Here is a 12590-nt window from a genome sequence, read left to right as displayed (position 1 = left end):
GGAGCGCACGTGGGGGCTACGTCGCTCGTCGGCGCTGGCTCACTCGCCGGCGCGAGTGCCCCGCAGGCGCTGTTGCGGCCGGCGGTGCCGGGTGCGCGGCTCTCGGCGGGAGTATCGATCGGCGGCGTTGCGCCGGCGACGGCTCCGGGAGTGGGAGCTGCTGCGGCGCAACGCGTGCTCGCGCCGCTGCAAGCCGTAAGCGGAGTGCCCGCCCGGGCGCAGGCGGAAGCGCAGGTCGCAGGCTCGGCGTTCGGAGCGCTGGTGGCACGCGTCCGCGCCGCGGCGGGGCAGGCGGTGCGCGTGCTCGGGCTACTGCTGGCGGCGATCCTCGGCGGCATTGGGCTTCTTTGGCCGCTCTGGCGGAAAGGTTCGAGTGAGGAACGTGTCAGTGCCGTTTGCGACGATGTTGCGGCAGCCGTGGGCCGGTGATACACTCCACAGGCTCATTTCCTGCCCCGGGCCTTGCCTTCATTGTCCCGGGGCCGCTTTAGCCCAGGGGAGGTGACAAAATGAAGGCTTACGAACTCTTGCTTCTGCTCAACCCCTCTCTTGACGACGAGGCCCGTGCGGCACTCCTGGATAAGGTCCAGGGCGTGATCACCGCTGACGGGGGCGTGGTGGATAACGTCGATTCGTGGGGCAAGCGCAAGCTTGCTTTCGAGATCGGCAAGGTGACCGAGGGCGACTACGTCCTGGTCGACTTCCATACCGCGCCGGCCGCTATCGCCGAGCTGGACCGCGTGCTGCGCATCACCGACCCGGTGATCCGCTTTATGCTCGTCCACCGCGAGGACAAGGAGTAGACACTCCCCCTCAGGCGGTAGTGCCAAGCGGACCACTGGGCCCAAGCAGCCCGAATCCGTTTTCGTCAGAAGGTGGTTTTCCCAATGAGCATCAACCGTGTGAACATAACCGGCAATCTCACTCGCGATCCGGAACTGAAGTCCACTGGCAGCGGCATGGCCGTTCTCAAGATGGGCGTGGCGGTCAACGACCGTCGCAAGAACGCGCAGACCGGCGAGTGGGAGGACGCTCCCAACTTCATCGACGTCGTGATGTTCGGCACGCGCGCCGAGTCGGTCTCACGCTTCCTGTCCAAGGGCGCCAAAGTGGCGATCGAGGGCAAGCTTCGGTGGAGTACCTGGGAAGACAAGGACTCCGGCGCCAAGCGCTCCAAGATCGAAGTCGTCGCCGATGACATCGAGTTCATGAGCTCTCGCGGCGAAGGTGGTGGCGGTGGTGCTGGTAGCGCAAGCTACAGTGCGCCGACGGCTCCTGCCGCACCGGCCGATCCGGTCTTCGAGGACGACATCCCGTTCTAGGCAACACTCAGGCGCGCCCGCCCCTCGGGCGCGCACCGAAATTCGAACTACCGCGACTACCCGTTGCGGAAGGAGGTCAAGAAACATGTCAGCAGATTACGCACGCAAGCCGCGTCGCAAGTACTGCCAGTTCTGCAAGGATCATGTCGAGTTCATCGACTACAAGGATGTCAACATGCTGCGCAAGTTCATGACCGACCGCGGCAAGATCAAGCCCCGCCGCGTCTCGGGCAACTGCGCTCAGCACCAGCACGAGCTTTCCATGGCCATCAAGCGCGCTCGTGAGATGGCACTCGTTCCGTACACCGTTCCGGTCATCTCCGGTCGCATCGATCGTCGCGGCGGCAGGTAGATAACCAGTGAACGAACGCACCGCAGAGATCCGTGACCTCGGGCTGCTTTCCGCAGCCGTCGTTCTCGGCGTCACCCTGTCGTTCGAGTTCTCGCTCATCGGCCTGCCTCTGGCAGCGATGGGCTTGGCAGGGTTGATCTACCGAGGGCGCGTTGTCCCGGCCGGAATAGCAGCGGCGTTCGGCGTGGCCGCGGTTGCGATCGTGCAGCCCGAAAGCGTCATCTTCGTTGCGCCGGCGCTCATTGCGGTGCTCCTGGCCGTCTTCCTGCTTCCGCGGGTCGATGCCCAGGTGGTCGGCGCTGTGCTCACAGCCGTGCTCGCCGTGGCTGGAGCGGGGCGCGACTACGTACTTCTCAAGGGTCAAGGGACGTCGCTGTACGCGCTGCTGTCGTCTGAGCTGAAGGCGGCCGTCGCCCAGCAGGCGCAAGCCGCTGGAGGTGGCAATGCCGCAACCGCACAGGCTATGCACGACACCGTGAACACGCTGCTGTCGCTTATCCCGATGATGTACTTCGTCACCGGACTCGTGACGGCGATCGCCGTGATCTACGGGGTTGCGTGGGCGGCGAAGCGTTCGGGCCGTACGGTTATGGTCCCGTCGCTTGCTCGTCTCGATTTGAGCCCGCACGTTTTGTGGCCCTTCGTTGTCGGCCTGTTTGCGTTGGCGGCTTCGTATTCGCCCATCGCTCACGCCGCGACGTGGGGTACGGTCGGACTGAACCTCGTCTGGTGTTGCGGGGCGCTCTTCAGCCTCCAGGGCCTCGGGGTATCGGCGGGAGTGCTCGATAGGACCGGCGTCGGTCCTGGCGTGCGCATCCTGGCGTTGGCTGCGCTCGCCGTGATCGACGCGTTCTTGGCCGGGATTCCTCTTGGCTTTGTAGGGCTCGTCGATTTCTGGGTCAACTTCCGACGCCTCCCGAGGGATGGCGTGACGCCGTCGTCACCCAATCCCGTGGTGTCGGATCGCTTCTAAAGAACTAACTGCCGTCCGGGCGAGACGCCTGGCGACATCTAAGGAGTAACAATGAAGGTCATTCTGTTGCAGGAACTGAAAGGCCGCGGAGGCGAGGGCGACGTGATCGAGGTCGCCCAGGGCTTCGCTGTGAACTACCTGCTTCCGCGCAAGGTCGCCATCCAGGCCACCAAGGGCAATCTGAAGCAGCTCGAGCTTCGCTCGCACAACATCAAGGCCCGCGAAGAGAATCGCCTCGGCGACGCTCAGAGCACGTTCGACAAGCTCGATGGCAAGACCGTCAAGGTCGAGGCCAAGGTCGGCGACGAGGGCCGTCTCTTCGGTTCCGTCACGACGCACCACATCGAGGCTGCACTGCTCGAGCAGCTGGGCGTCGAGGTCGATCGCCGCAAGATCGAGACTCACGGCACCATCAAGGAGATCGGCCCGCACATCATCAACGTCGCCATCTACCGCGACGTCAAGGCCGAGCTGACCGTGAACGTCGTTGCCGAGGGCCACGTCGAGGTCCCGACCACCGTGGTCGAGGTCGTCGAGGGCATCAGCGCCGACGGCGAGCCGTTCGTCGAGGTCGTCGAGGAGACGCCGGAGCAGGTCGAGGCCGATACGGCCGTCGAGGAAGCTGCCGAGGAGCCCACGGAGGCCGCCGAGTAGTACCAAAGCACAGAGCTCCAACCGCGACGCCGCTCCCAATTCGGGGGCGGCGCCGCTGCTTGTTCGCCCGTCGCGCCAAGTCCGACGTCTGCCATCCGTCCGCCTGCGATGCAGGTAAGCGCCGGGTACGAAAACAGTTCACAATCCGTGGATTCGGTGGATAACGGGCATTCGCGCACGTCGCAGGCGCGTGGGGCTGTGGACAGCCGCCGTGACGACAATTCGATGTCAGACCTACCCGCTATGCTTGCGGAGCCGCGCACCCCCCGCGCGGCGAAGTCGACTCGAAATGCACGCCAGAGAGGATCTCGCCACATGGCCGACATCATGGATCGCAAGTCCCGCCCGCGCAGCAACGGGCTCGACCGCGTCCAGCCGCACAACCTCGAAGCCGAGCAGGCCACGCTCGGCGCGATGTTCCTCTCCTCCGAGGCTGTTGAGGGCGCGCTTGCGCTCCTGCAGCCCGAGGACTTCATGCGACCCGCCCATGCCCGCATCTTCACGGCGATGGCGGATCTCTCCTCTCGCTCGATTCCGGTCGACCACCTTTCGGTCGCAGACCGGCTAGAGTCCACCGGCGAGCTCGAGGCCGCGGGCGGCAAGCCGTACCTGCTCGACGTGACGGGCGTCGTGCCAACAGCCGCCAACTGGCCCCACTACGCAGACATCGTGAAGCGCACCGCCACGCTACGCCAGCTCATCGCTGCTGGCACCGACATCGTTGCGCTGGGCTACGACGCGCCCGACGACATCGCCGAGGTCGTGGGCGATGCAGAGAAGATCATCTTCGACGTCACCAACAAACGCGTGCAGTCCAACTTCAAGTACATCAACGATCTGCTCAAAGTCTCCTTCAAGGAGCTCGAGGAGCTCGCCGAGAACAAGCAGCACATCACTGGCGTTCCCACAGGCTTCAAGGAGCTCGACAAGCTGCTGGCCGGCCTGCACAAGGGCGACCTGTGCATCCTGGCCGCGCGCCCATCGGTGGGCAAGACCGCGCTCGCGCTGAACATGGCCGTCAATGCAGCCAAGGCCGGCACGGCAGTCGCCATCTTCTCGCTAGAGATGGGCGCCGAGCAGCTCGTCCAGCGCGTGCTCTGCGCCGAGGCCCGCATCAACCTGCAGGACGTGCGCACCGGCTTCGTCAAAGACGCCGACTGGTACGCAATCCACACCGCGATGGGCAAGCTCGCCAACCTCGAGTTCTACGTCGACGACACGCCGTCGATCTCGATCCTCGAGCTTCGCGCCAAGGCCCGCCGCCAGCTGCGCGACAAGCCAAAGGGACTGATTGTCGTCGACTACCTCCAGCTCATGCAGCCCCAGGGCCGCCGCTCCGAGAACCGTCAGACCGAGATTGCCGAGATCTCACGTGGGCTGAAGATTCTCGGCAAGGAACTGGGCGTTCCAGTCCTTGCGCTCTCTCAGCTCTCGCGAGCGGTCGAGCAGCGAGCAGGCAAGCGCCCTCAGCTCTCCGACCTGCGCGAGTCCGGCGCCATCGAGCAAGACGCCGACGTAGTCATGTTCATCGATCGCAACACCGATCCGCACAGCGAGGAAGAAGAAGGTCGTCCTCAGAAGGGCGTCGCTGAGATTATCGTCGCCAAACACAGGAACGGACCGACCGGCCAGGTCCCGCTCGTGTTCATGGAGAGGTTCACCAAGTTCGTGGACTTCACGAACCAGGCGTAGGGGGCGGGGGATGTGATGCCAGACAAGACGCCCGCCGAGAAAGCCCGCATCAAACCGGGCACCACTGTCGCCGTTCTCAACCCGGTTCCCGGCATCGTCGAGTCGCTCGGCTTGCCGGATGACGTGGCCTTCGTCGCGCCGACCGAGGCGCAGCTCGTTCTCCTCTTCGTCCACGAGCGCTCCGAGCTCGAAGGGCTCATGCCTCCGGCCGTCGAGGGCCTCGCACCCAAGGCTGCACTCTGGGTCTTCTATCGCAAAGGCTCCAAGACTGCGGGGCTCGACATGAATCGCGACAGCGTCTGGTACCTGGCCGAGAAGCTGGGCATGCGCCCGCTAGGCATCGTGGGCATCGACGACACGTGGTCGGCGTTCCGGCTGCGGATGGCGCAGTAGCCATGACCTGGTACGACGGCATCCCCAAGGTCGAACTGCACGTCCACATGGAGGGTGCGATCCCTCACGAGGCGCTGTTCGCGCTCATCCAGAAGTACGGCGGCGACCCATCGGTCCCCGACGTCGCGGCGCTGGCCCAGCGCTTCCAGTACTCCGACTTCCCGCACTTCATCGAGACGTGGCTGTGGAAGAACCAGTACCTGCGCGAATACGACGACTTCACGCTCATCGCCGAGCTGGTCGCGCGCGACATGGCCGCCCAGAACATCCGCTACGCCGAGGTGTTCTACTCGCCAGTGCCGTTCGAGAGCATCGGGCTGTCGGTGCAGGGCGTCACGCAAGCCATCCGCACCGGGCTTGCGAAGGTGTCCGAGATTGAGATTGCGCTTGTCGCCGACCTCGTTCGCGACATGGGACCCGTATCCGGCCTCAGCGCGCTCGAAGCGCTGGCCGAAGTCAGGGACCTCGGGGTCATCGGCATCGGAATCGGCGGTTCGGAGCAGGCGTTCCCGCCTCGGCCGTTCCGACCGGTCTACGAGCTGGCGCGGGAGCTCGGGTTCCACACGACCGCGCATGCGGGCGAGGCGGCTGGCCCGAACAGCATCTGGGACGCCCTCTTGGAGCTCGGTGCCGAGCGAATCGGCCATGGCACCCGGGCTCGGGAGGACTCCGACCTGGTAACCTACCTCGCAAAGAACCGGATTCCGCTCGAGATGTGCCCGGTGTCAAACGTGAGGACGGGGGTTTGTGCGGACCTGCGCTCCCACCCGATTCGCGAGTACTTCGACGCCGGCGTGCTGGTCACGCTCAACTCCGACGACCCGAAGATGTTTCAGACCAGCCTCGCCGACGAGTACCGCCAACTCGAAGAGGCGTGCGGGTGGACGCGGTCCGAGCTTCGCCGGCTCTCTCTTAACGCCGTCGAGGCGTCGTGGTTGCCGGTTGAGCGCAGGGCATCCCTGTCAGCCGAGTTCCAAAGTTGGTCCGGCTGGAGCAAATGACGCTTGTAGGGTATGACCTCCCCGACGGTTGGAATTCCTAGGAGGGGCCATGGGCTGCTGTCTTCTTGCGTTGGTGATGATTGGAGCGCCGCGCATCGCGCTGTTCTTCTGGTGGATCACGAATCCGGGGCGCTTTGCGCTCACGTTTCAGGGCTGGCTGCTCTTCCCGGGACTCTGGCCGATTCTTGGCTTCTTCATTCTGCCGTGGACGACCCTTGCCTACGTGTTCGTGGCTCCAAACGGGCTAAGCCCGCTCGACTGGGTCATCTTGGCCATCGCGCTGCTCATAGACCTCGGCTCCCACGGCGGTGGCGGAGCGGTATATCGTAGGCGGCGCAGCAACAGCTAGCGCACATGCGCCTCCACCAACGCCCTACTGCGACGCCAGCGCCAGTGTGCTGAGCGTGACCATCCGATACCCACGGGCCTTCAGGCCGGCAAGCATCCCAGGCAGGGCCTGAATCGTGCGCGGGTTTGTCACGTGCAGGTCGACCACGTCGCCGGGCTTGACGGTTTCCAAGACGTGCTTCGTGATCTGCTCCGAAGTCCACGTTCCTGTGTCTCCGGCGTGAACGTTCCAGCCGGCGAGCAAGTGGCCGCTATCGAATACCGCTGCGACGCCTGTTGCGTCGGCGGAGCCCGATTTCGGCCTCACCCACAACGGACGAACTCCTGTCACTTCGCCGATGATGGCATCCGTCGCAAGGATCTGCGTCAGGTCGTCGGATCTCGATCGCGTCAGTTCGCGATGCGACCACGTGTGGTTGTCGATCTCCATCCCGTGACTCCAGGCGTACCGCGTCTCGTCGGGGTTGTGAAACACTCGGCCGCCCACGCAAAAGAAGGTCGCCTTCGCGTGCGCCCGCATGAGGATGTCGGTGGCTCGGACCATCGAGTTCGCGAAGGGCCCGTCGTCGAAAGTAAGCGCCACCATCTTCCTGCCCATGGCCGCGTGCCGGAAGTAGACTCCCGTCCAGCGAGCCCGCAACGCTGGCGCGTACGCAGGCCACGGAGCACTGCTCGCCTTGCTCGTCACACCAACCGTCGGCTCGATCGACACCACACCCGCCGGGTCCTCTGGCGCTTCGGACGCGAGTGCCGATGCGGTTGTGTCGGACGTGTCAGGAAGAGACGTCGACGGGATGGATGTCGCGGTTGCAGTCTCCTGGCGCGCCGCGACCTCGGCCGCTGGCCATGATGTGCCGATGCAGCCAGACGCCAGCGCCGAGGCGCCGAGCAACACGAGTGCGACTACTAGCCGTGCGGCCGAGCGATTGGGGATACGCGTCATGACTCGTCTCATCGTCGCTTGAACTTGCCGCTGCGAAGGCGTTCGAACTCTCGCTCGTCCCAGCCGGTCATCGCATGCTCGCCCACGCGTAGCACCGGTACAGCCCGGCCACCGCTCATGAGAACCATGTCGCGCAGTCCTCGGCGATCGCGGGTGATGTCCACCTCGCGGAATGCCACGCCTTCCTTGGCGAGATAGGCCTTGGCGACCTTACACCAGTAGCACGTGGGCGTCGTGTAGATGGTCACTCGGGGATTCGGCCGAGCCGAGCCGTCTGTCGCCATTTCACGACCTCCCATCTAACTCTAGACGCCGATAAACCCGCAGGGCTGACACCCCATGTATGATAACCGACGGCCTGAAACCCCCGTGAGTTCGTTGCGGGAATGTCAGACCAACGCGGTACAGTCAACGTGACTTCGAACATAAGGAACAACGTGAGCTCTGAGACCTACAGTGTCGTCATCGTCGGTGCCGGACCCGCCGGCATCTTTGCTGCACTTGAGTTGGTTCGGGCGGGCATCACAGACGTGCTGATAGTGGAGAAGGGTCACCCAATCGCGAACCGCCGCTGTCCGGCTCGGCGCACCTCGTGCGTCGGCTGCCGCACCTGCGACATCATGACGGGCTGGGGCGGCGCCGGCGCGTTCTCGGACGGGAAGCTCACGCTCACCACCGAGGTAGGCGGTTGGCTAGGAGACTACGTACCCAAGGCCGAGCTCGAGGAGCTGCTCGAATACGCCGACCAACTCTGGCTGGAGTACGGTGCCACCACGGAGGTTCACGGCCCCGACCCGGCAACCGCTGTGGAGCTTGAGCGCGAGGCCACGCTGGCAGGCATGAAACTCGTCCCGATGCGCATCCGCCACCTGGGTACCGATCGCTCGCCGGAGGTACTCGACGCTATGCGCGTCGCGCTCGAAGCGGCCGGCGTGACAGTTCGAACCGACGTCGCTGCCAAGCGCATCCTCGCTGAGGGCGGACACGTGACTGGCGTGGAGCTTGCCGACGGCTCGGTCGCAAGTGCGCCAAACGTCATCGCCGCTCCCGGCCGAGAAGGCGCCGACTGGCTCGCAGACCAGTCCCACGCGCTCGGGCTCTCGCTCGTCAACAATGCGGTCGACATTGGCGTGCGCGTCGAGTGCCCTTCGCCAGTCATGGACCGACTCACTGACGCGCTCTACGAGGCGAAGCTCATCTACCACACCAAGGCCTTCGGCGATGCCGTGCGTACCTTCTGCATGAACCCGCACGGCGAGGTCACTACCGAGAGCTACGGCGACGTCGTTACCGTCAACGGACACAGCTACGCGCACTCCAAGACGGGCTACACTAACTTCGCCGTGCTGGTCAGCACGCGCTTCACCGAGCCGTTTCGCGATCCAATCACGTATGGCCGGTCAATCGCCAAACTCGCAAACCTGCTTGGCGACGGCATCCTAGTGCAACGGCTGGTCGACCTGAAGGCGGGGCGTCGTTCCACGCCGGACCGCATCGCGCAGTCGCTTGCAGAGCCTACGCTGGCGGATGCCACACCCGGTGACCTCTCGGCGGTGCTGCCCTACCGCCACCTCACGGACATCATCGAGTTCCTCGATGCGATGGAGCCGCTTGCGCCCGGCATCAGCGGTCCGAGCACGCTTCTCTACGGCGTGGAGGTCAAGTTCTACAGCTCGCGTGTCAAGGTATCGGCGGAACTCGAAACCACGATCGAAGGGTTGTTCGCCATCGGCGACGGCGCGGGGATCACCCGAGGGCTACTGCAGTCCAGCGCAAGTGGTGTGATTGCGGCGCGCGCGGTTGCCGGATCAGGCGCATAGCGCCACCCGGCGTGCGATTCGTGGGAAATCTGTGGACTGACTGGACAGTGACGAAGCGGTAGTCCACCATGATTCGAGCCCGGTGGGGACCGGGCCGTAAGGGGGTTTGCGCCGGCTAGCTGCGGCGCTCTCCACCGACATGTGTCGGGCTCGGAAGGGGAGCCGGGTGCTGACTGGGGTTTTCGCGCCACTTCGCGTGGCTGACTATCGACGCCTCTGGCTTGGCCAGATCGTGTCTGTCGTCGGAGACAAGATCAATCAGATCGCCATGGCGATGATGGTCTATGCCATCACGGGCTCAATGCTGCAGATGGGCCTGATGCTCGGAATCACCTTCCTGCCGGCCGCAATCTTCGGCGTATTCGCCGGCGTCTATGTCGATCGCTGGGATCACCGCACTACTATGGTGTGGGCCGATATCGCGCGCGGCATACTCGTGCTCTCGATTCCGTTCGTCGTCCCATTCGGCCTCTACTGGGCCTATCTCATCGCGTTCTCGGTCTCGACCATCGCCCTGTTCTTCTTGCCTGCAAAGCGCGCGGTCATCCCCGATATCGTCCCTGCCGACCAGCTCATGGCCGCCAACTCACTCGACAATGCTTCCGAATCGGTCAGCGAACTGGTCGGGCTAGCTTTGGGTGGAGCGCTGATGTCGGTGCTGCAATACCGCGGAGCCTTCATCGTCGACGCGTCCACCTTCGTCTTCTCGGCGATCATGATCTACTCGATGACGTACCGTCGCGCTCCCTCAGCACACAGCGTCGAGCCACCGAGCGTGCTTGGCGAGGCTCGCGAAGGCCTGGAGTTCATCGGGCGCTCAAACATCCTGCGCGAACTGATGGCCGTCTACATCCCGGCGGCCGTATTCGGCTCGGCGGCCATCTCGATCTGCTACGCGCTGGCGCTCGTGCGCTACAAGGCGGGCGCGCCGGGGCTCGCGCTGCTCGACGCAGGCATCGCCGTGGGCGCGCTCATCGGCGCGCTCGCGGTTGCGCGCAGCGGTCCGGGTCGGCCGGGGCTGAAGTTCCTGTTCGGCACGGCGGCCTTCGGGGCGTCGCTGATGCTGATCTCGCTTGCGGGCACCATCTGGGTCGCGGTGATCCTGTTCGTGATGGGCGGGGTGGCCAACATGTGGTTCTTCATCCCGGCCACAACCATCATGCAGACGCACGCCAGCCCCGAGCTGCGCGGTCGTGTCATGGCCGCGCTGACCACGGCGACCCGGCTTGCCATGGTGGTCGGGCTCGTGGGGGCCGGCGCACTCGCCGACAGGACGTCGATACCGCTGCTCACGGCGCTCACAGGCGCGGCTGCCGTCGCGGTCGCGCTCATCGGGTTCAGCAGCAGCGCGCTACGCAGCGCCTAGCTAGCCGACCTGCTCCTTGGGCTTCCAGCCCATGATAGCGAGCATCCCGCCGACGATGGCCTTGTCGTTGGGTGGGGCGTCGAAGAATAGCGACGTCGTGAAGTACCCGACGAACAGACTCATGAAAACGCGGACGCAGCCCTCGGTCTCCTCGGCGGTGCGTTCGATTCCGAAGTCGGCATCCACCCGAGGGACCATGTCGGCGACGTTCCGCATCATCGGCTCGCTCAGGTGCGCGCGCATCAGTCCGATGAAGTGCTCGTTGTGCGGCGCCGCGTGGAAGAGGATGTGCATGATGCCGCCCGCGCCGCCGTTGGCCGCTCGCGCCATGACGGTGCTCTGCCCGCCGCCCTCCGCCACCTTCACCCGCGCGGCGTGCTTCGCAGCGACGCCTCGCCGGCGCATCTCGAGCAGCTCGTAGAGCATCGGCTCGATGTTGGAGCCGTTGATGCGGGCAAATCCCTGCCGCATATAGCCTGAGATGCGATCGCCAGCCGTTGCGACGATATCGGCGAGAATCGCTTCCTTGCTCTCGTAGTGACGGTATATGGCTGGCTCACTCACGCCGACACGCGCCGCGATCTCGCGCATGGTGCCCGCTTCGTAGCCCTTCTCGCCAAAGACCGCGAGCGCCGCGTCGAGGATCTCGCCTCGGCGGCCCTCGATGAAATCCTCGAAGTAGCGGTACGGCTCAAGATTCAGGGCGCTGGCCGCGCACGTCATCACGCCCTGCCCCCCTGCAGGCCCACGAGGTGCACGAACGCGTCCTCCAGCGTCGGCTCGACCGGCTCAAGGTGTGTGACCTCAAAGCCAGCGTTGCCGAGAAAAGCGGGCAAGTCGGCGTCGGTCGCCTTGTGCTCGCCGATGTTGACGTTGAGTAGCGCGCCCTGCATGTACGCTTCCTCGACCATCGGGTTGTCCTTCAGCGCAGCGAGGGCTGCTTCGCCGTCGGCGACTTCGAGCTGCAGGATCGTATCGGCGGCCAGAGAGGCCTTGATCTCCTGCGGCGTGCCGTCGGCGATGATGTCGCCGCGGTAGATGAACGCGAGGCGGTTGCAGTGCGTCGCCTCGTCCATGTAGTGGGTGGTGACGAAGAGCGTCACGCCGGAGTTGGCGAGCTCGTACAGCAACTCCCAGAACTGACGTCGGGCGTTGGGGTCGACGCCGGAGGTGGGTTCGTCGAGGAAGATGAGCTTGGGCTCGTGGATGGTGGCACAGCCTAGCGCGAGCCGCTGCTTCCAGCCCACCGAGAGGTTGCCGGTCAGTTCGCCTTCCCGGCCCTCGAGGTCGGCCATGCGCAGGATGTACTTGCGGCGCTCGGCGAACTTCTCGGGCGACAGGCCGTAGACACCGGCGTAGAAGCGCAGGTTCTCGTCGACAGTCAGGTCTTGGAACAGCGAGAACTTCTGCGACATGTACCCGATGTTCAAGCGCACCATCTCGGCTTCCGTGTCGACGTCGTAGCCCATGACCGTCGCCGAGCCACCTGATGTGTCGATCGTGCCGCACAGCATCCGGATGGTCGTCGTCTTGCCCGAACCGTTGGGGCCCAGGAAGCCGAAGATCTCGCCGCGCTTGACCTCGAGATTGATCGCATTGACCGCTACGAATTCGCCAAACACCTTTCGCAGGCCCTTGACGTCAATGGCGTTGTCGCCATCGCGCAGCACGCGCTCGGTAATCTCACGTTTTGACCAGGGGAAACGCATGTCTGCTTCTTGCTTTC

General features: G+C 64.7%; 16 protein-coding genes. 12 read left to right on the top strand and 4 right to left on the bottom strand.

Features of this window, described 5'->3' with window-relative positions; genetic code table 11:
• The 10 genes from P4L93_06190 to P4L93_06145 all read left to right on the top strand — a co-directional run.
• A partial coding sequence (locus P4L93_06190) for a hypothetical protein (protein MDR3686524.1) occupies window positions 1-429 on the top strand: 429 nt, incomplete at its 5' end.
• Window positions 430-509: 80 nt separating this feature from the next.
• Window positions 510-803, top strand: a complete 294-nt coding sequence (gene rpsF, locus P4L93_06185) for a 30S ribosomal protein S6 (GenBank protein ID MDR3686523.1) — start codon at window positions 510-512, stop codon at window positions 801-803.
• 84 nt (window positions 804-887) lie between these two features.
• Window positions 888-1322 (top strand): single-stranded DNA-binding protein, encoded by a 435-nt coding sequence (gene ssb, locus P4L93_06180; GenBank protein MDR3686522.1) that lies wholly within the window; start codon window positions 888-890, stop codon window positions 1320-1322.
• An 85-nt stretch (window positions 1323-1407) separates the two neighbouring features.
• Window positions 1408-1674, top strand: coding sequence for a 30S ribosomal protein S18 (gene rpsR, locus P4L93_06175; GenBank protein ID MDR3686521.1), 267 nt, complete (start codon window positions 1408-1410; stop codon window positions 1672-1674).
• Window positions 1675-1681: 7 nt separating this feature from the next.
• Complete coding sequence (locus P4L93_06170; protein ID MDR3686520.1) at window positions 1682-2647, top strand: DUF2232 domain-containing protein; 966 nt, start codon at window positions 1682-1684, stop codon at window positions 2645-2647.
• Window positions 2648-2698: 51 nt separating this feature from the next.
• Window positions 2699-3301, top strand: a complete 603-nt coding sequence (gene rplI / locus P4L93_06165) for a 50S ribosomal protein L9 (protein ID MDR3686519.1) — start codon at window positions 2699-2701, stop codon at window positions 3299-3301.
• A gap of 315 nt (window positions 3302-3616) precedes the next feature.
• Window positions 3617-4993, top strand: coding sequence for a replicative DNA helicase (dnaB, locus tag P4L93_06160; GenBank protein MDR3686518.1), 1377 nt, complete (start codon window positions 3617-3619; stop codon window positions 4991-4993).
• 15 nt (window positions 4994-5008) lie between these two features.
• The gene (locus P4L93_06155) at window positions 5009-5386 is read left to right on the top strand and encodes a hypothetical protein (GenBank protein MDR3686517.1); all 378 of its coding nucleotides are present in this window, start codon (window positions 5009-5011) and stop codon (window positions 5384-5386) included.
• Window positions 5387-5388: 2 nt separating this feature from the next.
• Entirely contained in the window at window positions 5389-6387 is a 999-nt protein-coding gene (gene add / locus P4L93_06150) for an adenosine deaminase (GenBank protein ID MDR3686516.1), read from the top strand.
• Between the two features lie 49 nt (window positions 6388-6436).
• Complete coding sequence (locus P4L93_06145) at window positions 6437-6736, top strand: hypothetical protein (GenBank protein ID MDR3686515.1); 300 nt, start codon at window positions 6437-6439, stop codon at window positions 6734-6736.
• Window positions 6737-6760: 24 nt separating this feature from the next.
• Here the strand turns inward: P4L93_06145 and P4L93_06140 are convergent, their stop codons facing one another.
• Entirely contained in the window at window positions 6761-7678 is a 918-nt protein-coding gene (locus P4L93_06140) for a polysaccharide deacetylase family protein (GenBank protein MDR3686514.1), read from the bottom strand.
• Window positions 7679-7686: 8 nt separating this feature from the next.
• Window positions 7687-7962: a glutaredoxin family protein gene (locus P4L93_06135; protein MDR3686513.1), complete on the bottom strand. Its 276-nt coding sequence runs from the start codon at window positions 7960-7962 to the stop codon at window positions 7687-7689.
• Between the two features lie 153 nt (window positions 7963-8115).
• On the opposite strand from P4L93_06135, the gene P4L93_06130 reads away from it, so the two are divergent.
• Both P4L93_06130 and P4L93_06125 read left to right on the top strand, forming a co-directional pair.
• A complete protein-coding gene (locus tag P4L93_06130) occupies window positions 8116-9498 on the top strand; it encodes an FAD-dependent oxidoreductase (GenBank protein MDR3686512.1) in 1383 nt (460 codons plus the stop codon).
• Window positions 9499-9664: 166 nt separating this feature from the next.
• On the top strand, window positions 9665-10864 hold the full coding sequence (locus P4L93_06125; GenBank protein ID MDR3686511.1) for an MFS transporter: 1200 nt from the start codon (window positions 9665-9667) through the stop codon (window positions 10862-10864).
• Here the strand turns inward: P4L93_06125 and P4L93_06120 are convergent, their stop codons facing one another.
• Window positions 10865-11587 carry a TetR/AcrR family transcriptional regulator gene (locus P4L93_06120; GenBank protein MDR3686510.1) on the bottom strand — a complete coding sequence of 241 codons (723 nt, stop codon included), beginning with the start codon at window positions 11585-11587 and terminating at the stop codon, window positions 10865-10867.
• A complete protein-coding gene (locus tag P4L93_06115) occupies window positions 11587-12573 on the bottom strand; it encodes an ABC transporter ATP-binding protein (GenBank protein ID MDR3686509.1) in 987 nt (328 codons plus the stop codon). The genes P4L93_06120 and P4L93_06115 overlap by 1 nt, the downstream gene beginning before the upstream one ends.
• Window positions 12574-12590 lie beyond the last annotated feature (17 nt).

It is taken from the genome of Coriobacteriia bacterium, assembly GCA_031292615.1.
Classification (GTDB): domain Bacteria; phylum Actinomycetota; class Coriobacteriia; order Anaerosomatales; family JAAXUF01; genus JARLGT01.
The sequence above is the reverse complement of the archived record's forward strand: the minus strand, read 5'-3'. Positions and strand labels throughout refer to the sequence as shown.

Excerpts from the sequence above, each read along its gene's own strand:
- P4L93_06115 (MDR3686509.1), bottom strand. The coding sequence starts at position 12,573 with ATGCGTTTCCCCTGGTCAAAACGTGAGATTACCGAGCGCGTGCTGCGC.
- P4L93_06140 (MDR3686514.1), bottom strand. The coding sequence starts at position 7,678 with ATGACGCGTATCCCCAATCGCTCGGCCGCACGGCTAGTAGTCGCACTC.
- P4L93_06135 (MDR3686513.1), bottom strand. The coding sequence starts at position 7,962 with ATGGCGACAGACGGCTCGGCTCGGCCGAATCCCCGAGTGACCATCTAC.
- P4L93_06155 (MDR3686517.1), top strand. The coding sequence starts at position 5,009 with ATGCCAGACAAGACGCCCGCCGAGAAAGCCCGCATCAAACCGGGCACC.
- P4L93_06145 (MDR3686515.1), top strand. The coding sequence starts at position 6,437 with ATGGGCTGCTGTCTTCTTGCGTTGGTGATGATTGGAGCGCCGCGCATC.
- P4L93_06120 (MDR3686510.1), bottom strand. The coding sequence starts at position 11,587 with ATGACGTGCGCGGCCAGCGCCCTGAATCTTGAGCCGTACCGCTACTTC.
- dnaB (MDR3686518.1), top strand. The coding sequence starts at position 3,617 with ATGGCCGACATCATGGATCGCAAGTCCCGCCCGCGCAGCAACGGGCTC.
- rpsR (MDR3686521.1), top strand. The coding sequence starts at position 1,408 with ATGTCAGCAGATTACGCACGCAAGCCGCGTCGCAAGTACTGCCAGTTC.
- rpsF (MDR3686523.1), top strand. The coding sequence starts at position 510 with ATGAAGGCTTACGAACTCTTGCTTCTGCTCAACCCCTCTCTTGACGAC.
- ssb (MDR3686522.1), top strand. The coding sequence starts at position 888 with ATGAGCATCAACCGTGTGAACATAACCGGCAATCTCACTCGCGATCCG.
- add (MDR3686516.1), top strand. The coding sequence starts at position 5,389 with ATGACCTGGTACGACGGCATCCCCAAGGTCGAACTGCACGTCCACATG.
- rplI (MDR3686519.1), top strand. The coding sequence starts at position 2,699 with ATGAAGGTCATTCTGTTGCAGGAACTGAAAGGCCGCGGAGGCGAGGGC.